This is a genomic window from Methyloceanibacter marginalis (assembly GCF_001723295.1).
In the GTDB taxonomy this organism is placed as follows: Bacteria; Pseudomonadota; Alphaproteobacteria; order Rhizobiales; family Methyloligellaceae; genus Methyloceanibacter; species Methyloceanibacter marginalis.
This window is the reverse complement of sequence record NZ_LPWD01000279.1, coordinates 1-20059: the sequence shown is the minus strand read 5'-3', so window position 1 is coordinate 20059 and position 20059 is coordinate 1. Positions and strand designations below refer to the sequence as shown.

The 20059-nt window shown below is 58.5% G+C and carries 15 protein-coding genes and 1 riboswitch; of the genes, 9 read left to right on the top strand and 6 right to left on the bottom strand.

From position 1 onward, the window contains the following. A partial coding sequence (locus AUC71_RS10725) for an HAD-IC family P-type ATPase (RefSeq protein ID WP_141701612.1) occupies window positions 1–381 on the top strand: 381 nt, incomplete at its 5' end. 370 nt (window positions 382–751) lie between these two features. Here AUC71_RS10725 and AUC71_RS10720 read toward each other — a convergent pair. The 6 genes from AUC71_RS10720 to AUC71_RS10695 form a co-directional block, all read right to left on the bottom strand. After that, on the bottom strand, window positions 752–1531 hold the full coding sequence (locus AUC71_RS10720) for a tetratricopeptide repeat protein (RefSeq protein WP_083238284.1): 780 nt from the start codon (window positions 1529–1531) through the stop codon (window positions 752–754). Window positions 1532–1542: 11 nt separating this feature from the next. After that, window positions 1543–1929, bottom strand: a complete 387-nt coding sequence (locus AUC71_RS10715; protein ID WP_141701611.1) for a hypothetical protein — start codon at window positions 1927–1929, stop codon at window positions 1543–1545. A 64-nt stretch (window positions 1930–1993) separates the two neighbouring features. After that, complete coding sequence (locus tag AUC71_RS10710; protein WP_244500907.1) at window positions 1994–5008, bottom strand: efflux RND transporter permease subunit; 3015 nt, start codon at window positions 5006–5008, stop codon at window positions 1994–1996. A gap of 57 nt (window positions 5009–5065) precedes the next feature. After that, on the bottom strand, window positions 5066–6676 hold the full coding sequence (locus tag AUC71_RS10705) for an efflux RND transporter periplasmic adaptor subunit (RefSeq protein WP_069624258.1): 1611 nt from the start codon (window positions 6674–6676) through the stop codon (window positions 5066–5068). 257 nt (window positions 6677–6933) lie between these two features. Beyond that, window positions 6934–7335: a hypothetical protein gene (locus tag AUC71_RS10700; RefSeq protein ID WP_069624257.1), complete on the bottom strand. Its 402-nt coding sequence runs from the start codon at window positions 7333–7335 to the stop codon at window positions 6934–6936. Between the two features lie 253 nt (window positions 7336–7588). Beyond that, window positions 7589–8215, bottom strand: a complete 627-nt coding sequence (locus tag AUC71_RS10695) for a cation efflux transmembrane domain-containing protein (protein WP_069624256.1) — start codon at window positions 8213–8215, stop codon at window positions 7589–7591. 487 nt (window positions 8216–8702) lie between these two features. Continuing rightward, window positions 8703–8902: riboswitch (cobalamin riboswitch) on the top strand. A gap of 144 nt (window positions 8903–9046) precedes the next feature. Between AUC71_RS10695 and AUC71_RS10685 the strand changes: the two genes are divergently transcribed. From AUC71_RS10685 to AUC71_RS10645, 8 genes are all read left to right on the top strand, one after another. Beyond that, window positions 9047–10408 carry a carbohydrate porin gene (locus tag AUC71_RS10685; protein ID WP_158007799.1) on the top strand — a complete coding sequence of 454 codons (1362 nt, stop codon included), beginning with the start codon at window positions 9047–9049 and terminating at the stop codon, window positions 10406–10408. Window positions 10409–11539: 1131 nt separating this feature from the next. Then, entirely contained in the window at window positions 11540–12916 is a 1377-nt protein-coding gene (locus AUC71_RS10675; protein ID WP_069624252.1) for a TolC family protein, read from the top strand. Window positions 12917–13277: 361 nt separating this feature from the next. Continuing rightward, window positions 13278–13619 (top strand): tetratricopeptide repeat protein, encoded by a 342-nt coding sequence (locus AUC71_RS19530; RefSeq protein ID WP_158007798.1) that lies wholly within the window; start codon window positions 13278–13280, stop codon window positions 13617–13619. A 14-nt stretch (window positions 13620–13633) separates the two neighbouring features. Next, entirely contained in the window at window positions 13634–13885 is a 252-nt protein-coding gene (locus AUC71_RS10665) for a tetratricopeptide repeat protein (RefSeq protein ID WP_069624250.1), read from the top strand. Window positions 13886–14061: 176 nt separating this feature from the next. Then, window positions 14062–14427 carry a hypothetical protein gene (locus AUC71_RS18735; RefSeq protein ID WP_141701610.1) on the top strand — a complete coding sequence of 122 codons (366 nt, stop codon included), beginning with the start codon at window positions 14062–14064 and terminating at the stop codon, window positions 14425–14427. Between the two features lie 151 nt (window positions 14428–14578). Next, a complete protein-coding gene (locus tag AUC71_RS10660; RefSeq protein WP_069624249.1) occupies window positions 14579–15358 on the top strand; it encodes a tetratricopeptide repeat protein in 780 nt (259 codons plus the stop codon). A gap of 151 nt (window positions 15359–15509) precedes the next feature. Further along, complete coding sequence (locus tag AUC71_RS17845) at window positions 15510–16817, top strand: efflux RND transporter periplasmic adaptor subunit (RefSeq protein ID WP_158007796.1); 1308 nt, start codon at window positions 15510–15512, stop codon at window positions 16815–16817. A gap of 12 nt (window positions 16818–16829) precedes the next feature. After that, window positions 16830–19991, top strand: coding sequence for an efflux RND transporter permease subunit (locus AUC71_RS10645; protein ID WP_069624246.1), 3162 nt, complete (start codon window positions 16830–16832; stop codon window positions 19989–19991). The last annotated feature ends 68 nt before the right edge of the window (window positions 19992–20059 follow it).

Genomic DNA, 20059 nt, shown 5'->3' with positions numbered 1-20059 from the left:
TCAGCACGGCGCGCCGTCGTCGCCATGGCCGGGGACGGTATCAACGACGCGCCCGCATTGGCGAAGGCGGATGTCGGGATCGCCATGGGCACGGGCGCGGATGTGGCCATGGAAAGTGCCGGCCTCACGCTGCTCAAGGGCGATTTGCGCGGCGTGGTGCGCGGCGTGAAGCTCGCTCGCGCCACCATGCGCAACATCAAGCAGAATCTGTTCTTCGCGTTTTTCTACAATGCCATCGGCGTGCCGGTGGCAGCGGGCGTGCTCTACCCTGTCGCCGGAATCCTGCTGTCGCCGATCGTTGCCGCGGCCGCCATGAGTCTGTCGTCGGTGTCGGTGGTAGGCAATGCGCTGCGCCTTCGCTCCATTGCTCTAGATAGGTGAACCCCGAGGGTTCTGCTGCGTGTTGCCTTAATAATAATAGGACTGTCTTCTGGCGCGTGTTACATGGCAACCTGCCTGATGAGCTTGCAAAATCGGCAGTTGATAGATGTTCAATCAAACTATTGGCGGCCATCGTCTCGGCTGCTGGCGCAGATAACTTGGTCCCATACATCATTCCCGAAAACCCGTAGGACTTTATTGGCGAGATCAAGTCCGACCGTGGTAACGTCGCTCATGAGTAGCTCCCCTTTAGCGGTGAGATGCTCTTAGTGTCTTCGCCACGCCCTCGCTGGGAGCGGTCACGCATCAATATTATAGTTGTTAGGCAGGACACACCTAGTCTCCTAACACCCATTTAAACAGGCGCGCTTTACTTTTCCGTTTGGCTGAGCCTCTTTAACCCATCCTGTGCGGGCTTATAATTCGGGACCTGCGCCAATACAGCCTTGAAATCGGCCAACGCCTTTTCGCGTTCGCCGAGGCCTTCATATGCTTTAGCGCGCTGACTCAGAACGCCAATGTTCGGTTTAATATTTAGGCCGCTCGTGTAATCGTCTACAGCCTTCTGAAATTCTTCCTTGATGAAATAAACGTCGCCACGAGCAAAATAGCACATCTCCGAGTTTGGGCTCTTCTCGAGACCCACATTGAGGTCCTCGAGCGCTCTATCGAAGGCGCCCTTTCGCACGAGAGCGAGCCCGCGATTGCAATAAGCTCGCGCAAAGTCTGGCTTCAACCTCAGTGTCTCGCCAAAATCCGCTATTGCTCGTTCGAGCTTGCCGGCCGCCAAGTATCCGATGCCGCGATTGAACCACGCTTCGGCGAAAGTGGGTTTCAAGTTTATCAAAAAGCTCAGATCGGCGAGCCCTTGGGCCACCTGACCTGACTGGATATAGGCATTCGCCCGATTCAAATAGGCTGCCTCATTGTCGGGGGCGATACTGATCATTTCGCTGAAAAGGTCGATCGCAAGATCCGCCTTTCCGGACTTCACGCACGACATGGCCTTGCGCAACAAGCTATCGAGTTGCGTTTGTTTTGTGTCTCCCAGCTCGGCAAGCGGCGGCACCCTACTGCATGACAGATCTTCGGCGGCGAGCCGGTCTGGACTGAAGACGACAAGAAATCCAACAAGTGCTATCCACCACATCACAATCTCCTTCAGTCCAGCTTGAAGCGGGCCTGCTCTGGCTTGTGCCCCGGCATCGTTAGTGTGATCACAACCGTGTCACCCGTTCCCAATTCCAAGCCACCTTCCCCTTTCAGTGCTGCTCCTGCGGGAGTCAGGGTGATTTTTTCCATCTCCCCGCCAGAAAGAACCGTCGCAGTTGCCTTTGCATCGGTGACGTCTTCGAGTTCGCCATCGTCGTGCAGGACATAGAGCGTCATCGACTGACCTTCCGTGATCAGCTCGACGTGATGGTGCCCGTTCGTGTCTCCCATCATGCCTCCGTGCTTGCCTTCATGATGATGTGCTCCACCTGCGGCAAGCGCAGCGCAGAGCATTGAAAAGGTCAGCAGCAGAGCTAGGGAAATTGATCTGAACATTTAATTCTCCTCATTCGGATTGATTAGAAGGCTTCGGCATGCACTGTTCTGCTTTCGATCGAAGTCAATTGCTCAAGCGGCTTCGGCCGAACAGCAGGAACAAGACAGGCGTGAGAAAGGCGTCGAGGAGCGTCGCCGTAATGAGTCCGCCGAATATGGTCAAGGCAACCGGGCTGAGAATCTCCTTGCCCGGCTGATCAGCGCCGATCATACGGCACAAGCGCGATGCCAGCGGCAAGCGCCGGCACAGGTCGGAGACGCTCAAGCGTGCCGCGCATGATCTCGCGGCCAAACTGCTCGTCCTCGAAGAGACCAGGTTGATATAGTGGCTGATCTTGAGGATGCCGTTACGTGTCGCGATACCCGTGAGCGTGATGAAGCCGATGGCACTGGCAACGGAGAGGGCCTCTCCGGCGAGCCAGAGAATGGCCACGCTCCCGATCAGCGCGAGAGGGACGTTTCCCATGATGATGAGTGCGAGGACACCGGAACGGTAGCGCGTGTAGAGCACCACGAAGATCAAGGACAATGAGACGAGCGAGAGCAAACCGATCAAGCGGGAGGCCTGTTCCTGAGCCTGAAATTGGCCTTCGAGACGGGTGAAGTAGCCCTGCGGGAGTTCGGATTGGTCGAGCACGGCTCGCAGGACTTCGATGATCTTTGCCATGTCTGAACCGTCCGTATTCGCCAAGATGGCAATGCGCCGGCGGCTGTCCTCACGAAGAATTTGGTTTGGCCCATCGGTTTCGACCACGTCGGCAACGGCGCTCAGGGGGATTCGTCCCGCAGGCGAGTCGATAAGCAGGTTGCCAAGCGCCTCCGTGCGGCGGTCGGCGTCACCAAGCCGCAAGACGACATCGAATCTCTTGGACTGATCGATGATCTGCGAAACGACCTGCCCATTGGACATTCGCTCGAGGGTCTCTGTCACTTGGCTGGGATTTAGGCCGTAGCGTTGTGCTTTGTCGTAGTCGGCGCGGACCTGGATTTGTGGGATGAGCACCTGCTTCTCGGTCTGGAGGTCGACAATGCCTGGAATAAGGGCGAGCTTCTCCTCCATCCGAGCGGCAAGACTTCGCAACGTGTCGTAGTCGTCCCCATAAATCTTCAAGGCGATCTGGGCGCGGACACCCGACAACATATGATCCAGGCGATGCGATATGGGTTGGCCCACGAGAATGCTGGCCGGAAGCACAGAAAGTCGCGAGCGTATGTCAGCGAGAACCTCTTCGCGGCTGCGGTCTGAATCGGAAAGATCGATGTCGACTTCGCTGTAGTGCACGCCTTCGGCGTGCTCATCGAGTTCGGCACGCCCAGTCCGACGGCCGACTGAGGCAACCTCCGGCACCTCGGCCACCAGCTCCTCGGCAAGCTGGCCGATGCGATCGGACTCCTCGAGACTTATTCCCGGCTGCAAAATAACGCTGACCAGAACCGGTGCTTCATTGAATGAAGGCAGAAAGGCACGCGGCAGCATTGCGCCAGCCCAAATCGCGAGGACGACGGCGACGGCGGGCAGCCCAACGACGAATGCCGGTCTGGCAAAACACCATTCAAGACCGCGGCGCTGCAGGTGCTTGAGAATCCTCACGACGGGACTGTCTTGCTCGGCAAGATGCTTCATGCGTGGGATCAACCAATAGGCAAGCACGGGCGTCACGGTCATGGAGACGAGAAGGCTGGCGAGAATTGAAATGATGAAAGCGATACCAAGCGGTGCGAATAGGCGCCCCTCAATCCCCGACAACGCGAATAGGGGAAGGAAGACGAGCACAATGATCGCCGTCGCGTAGAGAATGCCGCTTCGGACTTCGATTGAGGCATCCGCCACGACTTCTTCGGTGCTGCGGCCGTCACGCTCACCGGCAGCGCGATGTAGGCCCAGTCGCCGATAGATGTTCTCTACGTCCACCACCGCATCGTCGACGACCACACCAATAGCGATGGCAAGACCGCCAAGGGTCATGGTGTTGATCGACAATCCCATGAACTGGAAGACAATCACCGTGGTAAGCACAGAGAGCGGGATAGCGAGAAGCGAAATCGCCGTGGTCTGCCAATTGAGCAGGAACACGAACAACACGATGGCAACGACGATTAGGGCTTCAACCAAGACCTTCTTCACGTTCGCGATCGACGCCTCGATGAACGTAGCCTGGCGAAATTGCACGTTGTTGACGCTCACTCCCTCAGGCATGACCTCCTGCAAGCCCGGCAGCATGCGCTCGATCTCTTCGGTGATGGCCACGGTGTCTGCATTTGGCTGCTTCTGAATTGATAGAATTACAGCCGGTTTCCCGCTGAACCCTGCCTCACCTCGCTTTGGTCTTGGGGCGAATCCGACGTCTGCCACTTGTTGAAGCGTAACAACCTGGCCATCGCGGTGGGCGACGACGAGATTTCTCAGATTTTCGATTTTGGTTGTGCGTCCGATATTTCGGATCAGGTACTCGCGTGCCTGTAGATTGACGAAGCCACCGCCCGTACTGGTACCGAAATGACTAATCGCCGATTCGATATCCTCCAGACTGACATCGAGGGTGACCATGCGGCCCGGATCGGGAACTACGCGGTACTGGCGAACCTCTCCACCGATCGGGATTACCTGAGAGACGCCAGAAACAGTCAGAAGCTGGGGCCGTACGGTAAAGTCGGCGAGCTCACGCAAAGTCATGGCGTCCGCTGTCTCACTGGACATCGCGATGAGCATGATCTCGCCCATGACGGACGAGATCGGGCCCATCTGTGCCGCTACGTCGGCGGGTAGCTGCTCGCGTACGAGCTGGAGCCTCTCGGCGACCTGCTGACGAGCCCGATAAATGTCCGTCGACCAGCCAAACTCGATGTAGACGATGGAAAGTCCGACCCCTGAAACCGAGCGTACGCGCTCAACCCCGGACATGCCGTTCATCGCGGTCTCGATAGGAAAGGTGACAAGCAGCTCGACCTCTTCGGGAGCCAAGCCGTGAGCTTCCGCGATTAGGGTCACTGTCGGCCGGTTCAGGTCTGGAAAGACGTCGATCGGCAACTTGCTGAGGGTCAGGAGCCCGTACACCATGACCACCACAGCGGCGACCATGACGAACAGGCGGTTGGCGAGGCTTCCACGGACAATGGCGGTAAACATCGGCGGTCTCTAACGAACTTGGTTGACGAACTCGGAGCCGCTGACGACCACACGGCTGCCAGTCTCAACTCCTGCCGTCACCAGCACATCAGCGCCTCCCAGGGGTTCCGTCTTCACGGCCGTTGGCTGAAACTGCTCGGCGCTAACCTTGATCCAGATCTGCTCAAGACCGTTCGTCCCTCGAACGACGGCCGCTTCCGGCAGGACAATGCCCTTAACCGGCGCGCCCGATTGCACGACGACACGAACCTTCGTGCCGATAGCCCAAGCAGCGTCTGGCGCGGTCACCTCGAAGAATAGCGGTCGCGCCTGATGACGGAGCGCCGGGGCACTGCCTACATGCTTGATGGGAAAGGACTGGCCCTGATCGAGTACCGCGTGAGCGGCGGTTATCTCGTCGTAGTTTCGACTCGAAAGACCAATCGCCTCGATCCAAAGACGTTCTGGATCGACAATTTCGAACAGAGTATCGCGCGCATTGACCACTTGGCCGGAACGAACATTCGCAACGGAAATGATTCCATCCACCGGGGCCTTCAGCGCAATCCTTTGTCCCGACTTCGGCTCAAGGACCCGCTGCTGTTCACGCAAAGCGTCAAGTTCCGCCTGCGTGTCATCGATGTCCTTCTGAGCAACGAAATTCCCTCGAACGCCTTGAAGGCGCTTTAGGCGCTGCTCCGCGATGCGCAGCTTGCCGTCGACTTCGGCCGTCAGCTGTTCGAGGTAGCCTCGCTCGTAAACAGGCATCGAAGGGGCCAAGTACGCCAAAACGTCGCCTGCTTTGACGTGCTCGCCTACGAAGGCAAAATCTTCGCTCGCCAGCTCTATCGCGCCGTCCATCGGTGCTTGCACCTTCCCTTCGGATGCAGGATCGGCGATCACGGTCCCGATCAGCTCCTGGCCGGTTCGCGTGTTTGTGGCCTTGGCAACGGTGGTCCGGACGTTCAATAGGCGTTGAGACGGTTTTGGAAGAAAGACGTCCCCGTCCGGGAGCTTGCGCGGAACATAGCCGCCTGAGGTGGCCGACTCGTCGTGACCGCCTGGTCCATGATCATGACCAGATCCAGCAAATGCGTCGTCAGGAGTGATCGCGACAAGTGCAAGGACCAGAACAATGAGATGCGCGACGTGCTTCTTGCTGCTTACGACATCAAACTTGGGTCGAGGTCTCGAGGTTGACTCGTCTTCTATGCGCTCAGCCGGCGGAGCAACCGGGCGGAAAGCAAAGGCCAGAAGAAAGCCCAATAGGGAGGCGACTCCCATCAGAATCCACAACATGGGTTGAGCAAGCAGCGAGCTGCTCTGCGCGGGGCTGTGATCATCGCCTGTCCCGAGATCCAAGGTTCCGTTTAGCAGCTCGATCCTGTCGCCGGCCGTAACGACAAACGTGAGCGCCTTGGTTCCAGAGCCGGAAACCCATTCGGACTTGAGCAAATACGTGCCGTCGTCTGTCTGCTTCGCGGCAGTTGCCGGGATGTCGTAACCCGAAACCTCAATCGAGGCATTGTCGACGGGAGCGTTGGTGGCGCTCTCATCGAGATAAATCACCAATTCATCATCAATGACGACCGCGACAAGCTCCAATTCGGTGCCGACGCTTTCGAGACGTGGAACCTCCATTGAAGAACTTGGTGCGGTCCCCGGTCCGTGGTCGTGGCCTGCGCCAGCCCATGACGGCTGTGCCCAAGCGCCAATCAGAAAAAGAATCGTGAGGAGTCGAAGCATGCCCAGCTCGCAGTCTTAAAGGAGACAGCATTAGCGGCGAGCCAGAGCGGAGGCTTGAAGAGCTGACGGTCGTCTTTTGGCCGTTCAGGTCGCCAAAGCCAGTCTGGCGATCGCGGTGATCGCGCGCGCTCTTACGGGACGCACCGCGAGATCTATACGGCTGCGCGCGGAGGCTTGAACGGCGGATAAAGGACCGGACCGAGAGGCGACAGCGAGTCGCGGTCCACGCCAATGGCGGCAGACGCCGCAACAAACGCCAGGGGAACGTCACCCGGCGTCACGGCAACTGGGCCGTAGCAACTGACGTGAACATGGTCAGTGGCGTTCCCAGGGTCCTCATGGCATGACGTGTCGACGTGGCAAAACAGGACGTAAGTGCTGGAAGTCTGGGCATTCGGATGATGATGATGCTTTCCGCTCTCAGTCCCGAGGACGTGCGCTACCGCGACATGGTCGCCATGCGCCGCGTGAGCCATATAGCCGTTGAGGCCACCGCCCATCGCAGTCACGGCCACCAAAAATCGGGCCAGCCAAAGGCGAACGGAGAGCTTCATGCTGGGAGGGAGCCGCAGGGAACGCCAGAAGTCAAGCTCAAAGTCAGCACACGCGTCTCATGCAGGCTTCAAAGGGCGCCGGATAGCTCCCCAGACCGGCGGTGAAGCACCTTCCCCTTCATGCGCCACTCTTCGCTCTCTTTATTTTTGCTCTGCCCGGTCGCTTCGGCACATCGCGCGAAACGCGGCAGCGCCTGGGCGTCCCCTGCATTGCGCAAACAGCGCGATAGCGGTCGCAGAAACTGGCAGCTTCCTAGGCGGTCGCTTCGGGGGTCCTCAATTCGGAAATCGACTGGCGCAGGATCTGGACGGACGACGTAACGAAGACGCCTGCCATTATCGCGGCGACGATCAGGTCAGGCCACCTCGTCGCGGTAAGCCACACGCCGACTGCGGCGAGCATGACAGCGATGTTACCAACGGCGTCGTTGCGCGAGCAGAGCCATACCGATCTGACGTTGGCGTCCCCCTCTTTGTAGCGCATTAAGATCAGAACGCTCGTGACATTGGCGGCAAGCGCTAGGAACCCAACGACGCCCATGATTTCGGCTCGGGGAGCACCGACTATCAGGACGTGGTAGGCGGTGGCCCCCAGCACAAAGAAGCCCATCAAGGCAAGGCTCACGCCCTTTATGAAGGCGGCCCACGCTCGAACCCGCATAGCGGAGCCGATAACAGCCAGGCTCATGCCATAGGTTAAGGTGTCACCAAGGAAGTCCAGCGCGTCGGCCTGGAGCGCGCGCGAGCCGGCCAAAGCTCCTGCACCCATCTCGACAAAAAACATCGTGGCATTGATTACGATGACCAACCAAAGCCGGCGCTTGTAATCCGGGGACAGCCCCTCGAACCGATTTTCGTTTCCACAGCAGCTTACACTCATGCCGGGAACATAAGATGCTAGAAAGAAATGACCAAGCCCCGGTGGGACTAAGGTCGTGCCGCTATTGTGGTCGAACTAGGGGTCGGGCTAACCGGTTTTGCTCAGGCTGTCATGCGACGGCTTCATCGGCTGAGCTTGATTAGGCCACGGAGCGGGAGGCGCTCGCAGCGGAGCTAAACGAATCGAGACCAGGAAGTAGGCTGGCCTCGCGCCTACGGCAGGACGGGTGACTTCCTTACGGGGCAACGTGGTCGGTTCTCGTGACTACATCCTCTGCAATTTGATGCTGGGCAAGGCCCCTTGGTGCCAGCTTGGGTGCATTGGTCCATGCAGAACCCACAAGGCCAATACCAGTGCCAAGAGCGCCATTATGAGCAGGAACCATAATAGCTTTTTCACCATAACCCTCCGCAGGATCTCTTCGAGGTATCCCAAATAAGCATCATGCACCTGTAAAACAGGTTCATTGACGCGGACAATCTCTATTGATAACTATTTGCAGGACGGTTCCTCGTAGGAGGATGAAAAGGGAATGTGGAAGGGCTAGGAGCGCTAGCCCGGCCGCAGCTGCCCCCGCAACTGTGAGCGGCAAGCCAAAGGCCACAATGTCACTGGGGCAAACCCGGGAAGACAACCTTTAGGCAGCGACCCGCGAGCCAGGAGACCTGCCGTCATAGGGCCTTGATCGGCGCCGTGCGAGCGGGTGGCTTGCAGGGCGAAAAGAAGGGAAGCGCTGGTTCGCGCTCCATCCGTGAGGGCTTTGCGCCGCAGGCGCCCTGAAGGATGGAGTGCTTTGTGAGAGCGGAACCAGCCGTCTGTGTTCTCAGCATCATGCTCATTGGTTCTTTTGTGTCAGCTCACTCTTCGTGGGCCGACCAGATTCACCACCCCCACGCCCGTCTCCCGGATGGCGTTCCTGAGTTGCCGTCTTGGCTGCCTGAACCTTCGATCGCGGCGAGCCTCCCAAGCTATGGAGATCCGCATGGAGTACGGAAGGCCCTCGCCAGCAAGGGGCTTACGTATGGTCTGGCCTACACCGGCGATGTGTTGGGCAATGTCTCCGGTGGAGTAAGACAAAGCACACACTATGCGGGGCTTCTCGAGGGCTATCTAGACGCCGATGTTGAGAAGCTCGCCGGTGCGCCAGGACTGAGCTTCCACGTGGACTTCTATCAAATCCACGGCACCAGCATCACCGCCGAAAACATCGGCAGCATTGTCAGCGTGAGCAATATCGAGGCGTTGCGTTCCACACGCCTCCATGAGCTTTGGCTTGAGCAGGCCTTTCGAGATGGGCACGCCTCGATCCGTTTCGGACAATTGGGCGCTGACAGTGACTTTCTCATCTCCGAGATCGCCACGCGATTCATCGCCTCTACGTTCGGCTGGACAACTCTGAGCTCCGACAATCTCCCCTATGGCGGCCCCATATATCCATTTGCCACACCCGCGGTGCGCCTAGCGCTCAAGACTGAGGACCACCTTGGCCTCAAGGTCGGGATCTATGAAAGTGATCCAGCAGCACCCTGCGCCGAAGGTCTCGATCCTGGACAATGTAACGAGGATGGTCTCGACTTTCGCTTGAATGATCCACCCTTGCTCTTCGCCGAGGCAGCATATTCCTATCAAGGAGCTGATGCGTGTCCCCTAGGCACGATCAAACTTGGCGGCTGGTACGATTTCGGCAAGTTCGATGATCAGAGACACCCGCCGGGGGAAGGATTCCCCGCATCTCGTCACAAAGGAAACGAAGCGATTTATGTGGTGCTCGATCAAGCCCTCTATCGGCCCGACGGGCAATGCAGTGCAGGGGGTGTATCCGCATTCGCTCGGGTGATCATTAGCCCGGCCGACCGCAATCAGGTCGACACCTATGCCGATGTCGGCATTGTCCTCGACGGATGGGTGCCGGGCCGTCCCCACGACGGCATCGCTCTCGGCGTTGCGTATACCGGCATATCGGACGATGCGTCGGATTTCGATCGGACATCAGGGCTATCTGTAATCCGCGATTACGAGCTCATTTTCGAGCTGAACTACGTCGCAGAGATTGTGCCTGGCTGGGCAGTACAGCCGGTGCTGCAATACATCCACAATCCAGGAGGTTCTGTGCCGGATCTCGCCAATGATATGCCTAATCAAAGAATCGAGGATGCCTTCGTCGTTGGGATGAGAAGCATCATCAATTACTGATCGCGGACCATTACATCGTGCAAAACAAGTTTTTTTTAGTAGGGACTCAGTTTGGGCGGTGCAATTCATACATTCTCTTCGACGCGGGAAGTTGGGTGGGACAAGTGAGTTTTACTGAAATCACGCATTCAACGCAGACCGTGAGCGAGGAATTCGCCCATGTGAAGGGCGGGCTCTTTCGACATGGTTTGGCGCGTCCGACCGGATGGCACGGCGCGGCTCAGAGAATCATCGCCTACTACTTGGCCATCTGTGCTGCGATGCTTCTTGTTAATCACCATGTTCATGAGTGGCCCGATTTTCAACTCCTAAATCCGTCTGAGGAGCCCGCCTTAAGAGAGCCTCCTAACCGCTTATACGGTGTACTTGAGCAGTTGCTTTTTGTGATACCTGCGCGGGACGGGGAGCGGCCCTCGAACTACTTTTGGGAAGGACTTGGCCGATCGGGTAAATTCATGACTGGCGAGGATTGAGTCACGTGGCCGGAATTGAAGCGCTTGCCCATCCTGCCACTAGTGACAGACGCGCTGACCACTAGCGGAGCGGCCGTTCTCGCCGGGGTGGAGGAGTTGAAGAGTGCCTTGATTTGACCTCCAAGGCTCTTAGCTTCACCGCATGTAGGTAACAGCTGAGCCATTGATGAATCTGACCTCCCGGGCTCGCAAGGTCGCCATTTCTGCGTTGATCGCCTTGGTTCTGCCAGCGTGGGCTGGAGGTGGCTTGCCTCTCGTCTGGTGTGTAGGTCCGAGCGGGCATAGTTCGGTCGAGATGATGGGGCTGGGCGATTGCCACCGTGCGCCAGCGTCCGACCCCCATGATGGATACTCCGGCGCGGGAAAGCCCGGCTGTACGGACTTCACCCTATGGAAACAGGCGCAGACACCTAGAGAGCCCGTCGTAGGCACATCGCCTCTGCCGGCTCCGCCCACACCGGCGGTACTCACTCAGGCTATCCAGGCCGATCCTGAACGCCAGCTGCCATTACGCTGCTCTCAACCTGATTCCATTGCGAACCAGCTCGCCCAGCTTCGAACCGTCGTTCTGCTGATTTAGCTCTCCCCACTTGCAGGTACTACTGGCAGGCGCCGTGGGCGCGCGGCCGAGAGTCGTCGTGTACCCGGGGGGGCGGAGATGGCAGCAACTATCATAAGACGCCACATTATCGTGATTCTCATGCTTTCGCTGACGGCCTGCTACAGGCAGTCGGCGACCTATTTGGAAGGGTCTCCTTCTGCTTTGGTCGTGGATGATGATCTGTCTGCCGCCGAGGCGCAGATCGTTGCCTCGCCCGGCGCTACGGATGCCATTGGGTACACGGGCGCCCAGGTGTACTCCGTTTCGCCGAGCTACGAAGGTGCACTCACTTTGCGCGAAGCCGTTCGTCGTACCCTCAGATTTAATCCCGCCTTGGAGGCGGCAGCAATCGAGGTTGACGCCAAACGGGCCGAGAGCGTCCAAGCAGGTTTGCGGCCGAACCCGGTCATCGAGGGCGACGTGCAGAACGTCGGACAAAATGTACAAGAGGCTACGCTCGAGCTTTCGCAAGTCATTCTTCTCGGTGGAAAACGTCTGAAGCGCATACGCGCCGCCGAGCTCGACGTTGGCGTGGCGGGTTGGGATTACGAAGCAGTGCGTCTGCGCGTAGCGATCAACACTGCCGAAGCTTTCGTCGATGTTCTGGCAAGTGAGAGCCGAATCAAAATTCTGGGTGAACTCCTGGGCGTCGCTAAACAACTGAAGAATGCTGTGAGCGAGCGTGTTGATGCTGGCACCATAAGTGTCATAGAGCTTAAGCGAACTGATATTGAAGTCATAAGAGCACAGGCTTTGCTGGATCAAGAAAGAGCGCATCTCGCCATATTGAAGCGGAGACTTGCTAATAATTGGGGCGCTAGGAGTGCGGACTTTGGCTATGTGCAAGGAGATTTGGCCACGACAAACCATCTGCCTTCGCCCAGTCAACTGAGTGTCTTTCTATCATCTAATCCCGACGTCGCTCGTTGGACCACGGAAATGATGCGGAGGGAGGCTGTCTTGAACTTGGCAAAAGCCAATCGAGTGCCAGACCTCACCGTTGGCGCGGGGGCACGGAACTTGAGGGACGGCAACGAAACTGGCGCGGTCGTCGGTCTCTCTGTTCCTCTACCGCTGTTCGATCGGAATCAAGGGAACATCGCAGCAGCGCAGACCCGCCTCTTCAAAGCGCGGCGGGAGAGCATGGCAGCAAGGATTGATGTGAATTCCCAGCTCTTAGAAGCGTATGGCGACCTCGTGGTTGCATCGGAACAGCTCAAAGCCTTGGAAAAACAAATCCTGCCTACCGCCCGAGAAGTCTATGCTGATATCGAACAGGGCTACCTGGGTGGAAAGTTCAATCTTCTCAGCGTGTTGGACGCGCAGCAAACCTTGTTCTCTACGCGTCTTGAGATCGTCAATGCTAGGGCTGAATTTCACAAGGCAAAAGTGAAAATCGAGGCTCTGATCGGCCGGGGTCTCTATGACTTCTAGCCAAAAAGCGACGAAAGGACTTTCGCTAAATCGTCCGCTAGTGGAGCAACGATTTCGTCGCGCGCCTCGCGGCGATCGCTCTCGCACTTTGGCTTCCGTCCACGAGAGGTCGCAGTGGCCGACGATGGCCCCATTGCCTTGGAAATCGAGCGCCCGGCGGAGGTCAAGTTCGATAGTGACCTTGTTTAAGTCGTTGCTGGGATGTGGGATGCTTCTGGTATCGCTGGTCGTCGTACCGGCGTCAGGCGTAGCTGCGCCAAGCAGATGCACGAGCCTTCCATTCGTTGGGGACGAGCTAACGAAGGAGGATCGCATCAAGGCCCTCATGCAGCGTGGTGCAGCCTGCGTTCGAGAACGAAACATGGCTCAGGTGATCGCGACCTTCAGTGAAGTGATTGGTTTGGATCCTAACAATATCGACGCGTACATTAACCGTGGGAGTGCTTACGTTCGGAGCGGCCTCGTCGAACTCGGATTGGCCGATTTTAGCCACATCATCCGCAAGTATCCGGGGGTTGTGCAGGCGTGGTACAATCGCGGCACTGCGTTTCTGGCGGCAGCGCAATATGACGCAGCGATTGCTGATTTGAGTGAGACGATACGGCTAAAGCCAGATTTCGCGCGAGCATACTGCAATCGCGGCTTGGCCCGCTTGAGGAAGAGTGACTACGAGGCGCCCTCAACGACTTCGAGCAAGGCCTAGCAGAAGACGCTCGCATGCCAGTGTGCTACTTTGCCCGAGGCGAAACTCGCTACAAAGAGGGAGAGTATGAGGAAGCCGTGAAGGACCTGACGAAGGGGCTCGAGTTGTCCCCGGCGCCTCAAGGATATGAAATGCGTGCAAGAGCTTTTGAACATTTGAGTATGTCGAACAAGGCGCTCTCCGATTATAAGGCGGCGCTAAGAATGGCGCCAAACTACAAGAGTGCGCAGGAAGGTCTGGAACGCCTCAGCCAAAAAAAAGACTAGGGCGCTATCAGCCTCGGAAAGCAGCGGGCTTCAGTTAAAGAATGGCTTTTTGGGCCATTATGTCAATTGGGCGCGTCCGATGAGCGCTAACTCAAAGCATATGGTGGTGCGTCGGTGTTCAACACGTCTGGAGAAGTTCAGCTTGACATTTTATCGCGGGCATTGAGTGTGACCTCATGAGCCACATTTTTCCGATACTGATCCGGGCTTTTCTAGCTGCTGCTTTTGTGCTTGGCGGCGTGATTACCCATGCGAATTCAGTGGTTCATGCAAGCGCAAGCGATTTTGGGTCTCACGAGCATTTGACCCATGCTGGAGCCACGTCCGACTCGGTCGATTTTGGTCACACAGACAAGGGTGACCCCAGCCGCACACTTGGCCTTTGCATCGATGCGCATTGCTGCACGCCCGGCGTTTACACAACCGCCCAAGATGTCCAGCGGCATTCACCTAGTTGCGGCAAGTTCGTTTTTGAGCTCTCGTCGAACTATGCGCTATCCGTCGCTCTTTCTCTCCTAAAACCTCCGCGCGCCATTACCTGACCGCGCGCCGGCACTTCGTCCGCCGCGCCTTCTGCACGACTTGCAGCAACTGTTGGTGAGTCGCGTCACGCGTTGACGCTCGGGTCCTTCCAACAGGGCGACTCGACTCCTCTTGCTGCTTACTCAGCCTTGCAGCCCAGGTGTATGAACCATGCGCAACCGATTATTTCTCTTGCTACTAACTTTGTTATCGACTTCGCTGCCGGCGCTCGCGGCACAGCCACAGTGTGATGTCACGCCGGTTGACTCCTCGCTCCCCGACAGCGACCGCGCCGAGCAGCTCGCCAATCGTGCCTTCGCCTGCCTCCGAGACGGCAAACCCCTCCAAGCAATCGCGCTATTCAGCGAGTTCATTGGGCTCCAACCGGACAATGCCCAGGCGTACCTCAATCGTGGCAGCACGTATGTGAGTATGGGCCAGTTCGATGCAGGTTTTAGCGATTACAGTCACGTTATAGAGCTTGAGCCAAGCCGCTTCGAAGGATGGTACAACAGAGGGTCCGCTCGTGTCGCCGCAGGTCACTACGATGCAGCAATTTCCGATTTGACGGAGGCGATCAAGCTAAAGCCAGACGTAGCTCGTGCATATTGCAACCGTGGCTTAAGCTTCCTGCGCAAGGCCGAACAGAGAATGGCGCTCGCCGACTTCGAGAAGGGTCTGGACCTCCAAGTCGACATGCCTCTCTGCTATTACGGCCGTGGCGAGATCGAATTATCAGATGGCGCGTATAGCGAAGCGATCGACGACCTGAGCCGAGGCATCAACATCAAGCCGACCGCCGAGGCGCTGGTATATCGCGCCACCGCATATGAACAACTCGGCGAAAGCGACAAAGCCCTTAGAGACTATCGGAGCGCCCTTTCATTGAGTCCCCGTTTCAAGGAGGCGCAAACTGGACTCGCGCGCCTTACGAAGAGCAACAAGGAATAGACGCACCAGCATGCAGAAAAAAATCATAATTTTCTCAGTCGGGGTCACAGGCATTGCGCTTGCCGTGGCCGGGATTTTTGTCGGTCCTCCAGAAGGCATTTTCTATGACCCAACGAGGCAGTCGGAGATCGTCTCACGGAGCGAGTCCCGCGTGGACCATGCCGAACATGGCGATCATTCGGGCCACGGCCATGACGAGGACCAAGCCGCAGGCTCGTCCCAAGCCGATGGTCACGCAGAGGGTGCACAGGGCGGCCAAGAGGATCCGGACCACGGCGGAGAGGCAAAACAGCCCCTCGACGATAAGTCCAGCCCCTCAGAGGCGGAGGGGCACGGGGCCCACGAAGGTCACCAGGATAATGACAAGCATGATGGGCAAGATGAGCATAATGATGATCACGGCGGCGTCGATCTGACGCCAGATCAGATGGACGCGTTCGATGTCCGAACAGCGACCGTCTCTGGCGGACCGATCTCCGTCACGATCGAGCGCCCAGCCGAGGTTGTCTATGACGAGAATGCGTTGGCGCATGTCGTGCCGCGGGTGCCGGGCATCGCCCGAACGATCAACGCTGCAGAGGGCGATGAAGTTTTAGAGGGAGAGGTGCTCGCCGTCTTGGAGAGCCGCGAGTTAGCGGATGCCAAGGCGGCCTACTTGGCGAGTCTCGAGCGGTTAACCTTAGCCAAGGAGAACTTTGCGCGGGCTGACGCACTGATCGACAAGCGGATCGTCTCCGCGGAAGCTCACCTGGAAGCCAAGACCGACTATGCCGAGGCGCGCATAAATCTGCGCAACGCGCGGCAGAAGCTGTTTGCACTCGGTATCGGCGAGGCTCGCCTGAACGAGATCACGGAGGAAGACGAGGCGGACCTCACCGAGTATGTCATGCGCGCACCTCTCAGCGGGACGGTTGTTGCCCGTCATTTGACCAGGGGGGAGTCGGTGCCCACGGACCGTGAGGCGTTCATCATTGCAGACGTCTCGACTGTCTGGATCGATATCAGCATCTATGCTCATGATCTTGAGCGCGTCGAGTCGGGGCAGACGGTGACCGTCGTTACCGAGGGCGGACTCGAGACGGAAGGGAGAATTGGTTTCGTCACGCCCAACGTCTCCGAGGAGACCCGTACCGCAAATGCCAGGGTGTTCCTGGCGAACGAGCCGATGCGGCTAAGGCCGGGCATGTTTGTTACCGCTCGCATTGCCGTTTCCGAGGAACCTGCAGACGTGCGTGTTCCGGCTGCAGCCCTGCAGAATCACGAGGGGCGTGATGTGGTGTTCGTCAAGGACAAGGAGGGACGCCTCAATCCTCGACCCGTGACGCTTGGCCGGCGTAATAGCCATTATGTCGAGGTGCTCGCCGGGCTCAAAACGGGCGACACGGTTGTTACCGACGGCGCCTTCATCGTCAAGTCGCAACTCGCCAAGTCGGGCTTTGACGACGGTCACAACCACTAGATCGCCCAGAAGATGCATACCTTCCTCGAAGCTATTCTCCAGCAGCGTTTCTTGATCTGCATCTTGGCCGTTGGCGTTCTGGCGGCAGGTCTCCAAAGCTACCGTGACCTCCCCGTTGACGCGTTCCCAGACGTCTCGCCGACGCTCGTCCAGGTGTTCACCGAGACGGAAGGGCTCGCGCCCGAGGAGGTCGAGCGATACGTCACCTATCCGATCGAAGTGGCGATGAACGGTCTGCCGGGGGTGACAACAATCCGCTCCATCTCCAATTTCGGCCTGTCTGTCGTAAACGTCTATTTCGATGACGCGACGGACATCTATTTCGCCCGCCAGCTCGTGGGCGAGCGGCTGCAGACAGCCCGCGAGGAAATTCCAGACGGCTTCGGCGAGCCCGAGATGGGACCGATCAGCACGGGCCTCGGCCAGATCCTGTTCTACTACGTCGAGGACACCGCCGGCACGCGCACGCCGGAGGAGATGCGTGAGATTCAGGACTGGATCATCAAGTTCAACCTGCAGACGGTCCCGGGCGTTACCGAGGTGCTGTCGCTTGGCGGCGAGGTCAAGCAGTTCCAGGTTCAAGTCGATCCGCAGGCGCTGCTCCGTTACAAGCTCGGCATCGGCGAGGTAGTTGACGCGGTGCGGGCGAACAACGGCAACGCGGGCGCCCAATACATCGTCAAGAACTCAGAACAGTATCTGGTGCGCTCGATTGGCTTGGCGAGCGGCATTGCCGATATAGAGGACACAATCCTCAAAGTGGTCGATGGCGTGCCTGTAAAGGTACGCGATGTCGGAGAGGTGAAAATTGGCGGCGAAGTCCGTCAAGGGCTGGCCACCAAGGACGGTAAAGGCGAGATCGTCGCCGGGCTCGTGCTGAAGCTCATCGGCACAAACACCTCGAAGGTAATCGCCGATGTGAAGGCGCGCCTCGACAAAATCAACGATGCACTCCCCGAAGGCGTGCGAGTTGTCCCCTATTACGATCAGTCGAAGCTCGTTCTCCGCAGTGTCGAGACCGTCAACTCAGCCCTGGCGCAGGGGGTCGTCCTTGTCGTCCTAGTGCTCCTTGCCTTCATGGGTGGCCTGAGACCTAGCCTAGTGGTCGCCTTCGCAATTCCGTTCTCGATTTGCGTCGCCTTCATCGTCATGCGGGCGACAGGGCTCTCGGCCAACCTCATGTCACTCGGCGGTATCGCGATCGCCATCGGCATCATGGTCGACGGTGCAATCGTCATCGTCGAGAACGTAGACCGCTACCTCAGGGAGAAGCACGCCGCCCTGTCGAAACGCCAGATCGTGGCGCGGGCCTGTGCCGAGGTCGTCCGCCCAATCGCCTTCGCAATCGTGATCATCATCGTGGTGTTTCTGCCGCTGTTCACCCTTCAGGGCTACGAGGGCAAGACCTTCCGCCCGCTCGCCTTCACGGTGTCGCTTGCCATGCTGGGCTCGTTGATCTTCGCCATTTTCGTGGCGCCCGTCCTGTCGGAGATGGTGATGAAGCGGCCCGGCCCCGAGAGCGACGGCAAGGTCGGTCTCCCGGACCGTCTGGTGAACGGCTTGATCGGCGCTTACCGGCCGCTGGTAGCACTCTTCGTGCGCGTCAGGGCTCTCGCCATCGCGCTTGCTATTGCGATCCTCGCAGTAGGACTGATCATCTTTCCGAGGCTCGGGTCGGAGTTCGTTCCTCGGCTGAACGAGGGCGATCTTTTGGTGCGCGTGACTATGGCGCCCTCCATAGCATTGGAGGAGGCTCGCGACACGATCTCGCGTTTCGAGCGGCGGTTACTTGAGAGGTTTCCGGAGGTGGAACGCGTGGTGACGCGTGTCGGACGTGGCGAAGTCGGCGCCCATGCGGATCCGGTGAACAATGCGGAGGCCTTTGTCGGTCTGAAGCCGCAGGAGGATTGGGCGAGCGACCGCACACCGGAAGAGCTGTTCGCAGCCATGAGCGAAGCGTTTGAGGACTTCCCTGGCGCCAAGTTCAACTTCACGCAGCCGATCGCCGCTGCCGTCGACGAACTCCTCACCGGCACCAAGGCCGAGCTCGCCATCAAGCTGTTCGGGGAGGACCAGGACGTGTTGTTGGAGAAAGCCGGGGAAATCGAGCGCGTCGTGCGGAAGATCCCGGGTGCAGCGGATGTGCAGAAGGATCAAGTCACTGGTACGCCACAGCTCCAGATCAGGGTCAACCGCGGGCAAATCTCCCGGTACGGCCTCAATATCGAGGACGTGCAATCGGCGGTACGCACGGCGATAGGCGGCGAGACGCCGGCCAGGTTTTCGAGGGCGTACGGCGCTTCGACATCCTCGTTCGTTACGACGAAGAAGCACGCAATACGCCCGAAGTCATCCGCGAGCTCGTCATCCGCACCCCCGCCGGTTTGCTCAATCCCGTTGCGTCAGGTGGCCGAGGTGACGGAGATCGTCGGCCCGCGCCAGATCACGCGGGAGAATACCCAGCGCTTCATCACGATCCAAACCAACGTAAGGGAGCGCGACATCGGTTCATTCGTTGCCGAGGGACAAGAGCGTATCGCCGAGGCCGTAGATCTGCCTCGGGGTATATCGTCGAATGGGGGCGGTCAGTTCGAGCTTCAGCAGGAAGCTAACCGGCGCCTTGCCATCGTGGTGCCGATCACGCTCGGGCTCGTGTTCTTGCTCCTGTTCATGAATTTCGGCTCTTTACGCGCCTCGCTGCTGATCATGCTCAACATCCCCTTGGCGCTGGTGGGTGGCGTGGTGGCGCTATGGCTTTCTGGCCTCAACCTCTCCGTGCCCGCCTCGGTGGGCTTCATCGCCCTGTTCGGCATCGCGCTGGAGAACGGCATGGTGCTCGTCACCTATCTCAATTGGCTCGTGGCCGAAGGGAAGTCGGTGGACGAGGCAAGCGTTCAGGGCGCGTGCATGCGCTTACGACCGGTGCTAATGACCGCACTTACCACGGCTCTTGGGCTGATCCCGCTGCTTTACGCCACCGGTGCGGGCAGCGAAGTACAGGCGCCGCTCGCGACGGTCGTGGTCGGAGGACTTGTAAGTTCCACGATCCTCACGCTTCTGGTGATCCCCGCCGTCTACAAGTGGTTCGTGCCCCAACCTTTGGCGGACACCATCCTTCCGGATAGAGCCGCGCGCCGGCTGAATAGAGCGGAGAGAAGGCAACCCCTCCGATAACGTCCTCCTACCAGCGCGCCTTCAAGGTCGCGAAGGCCTGGGCGGGAGCACCGTATGAGATGTTGTTG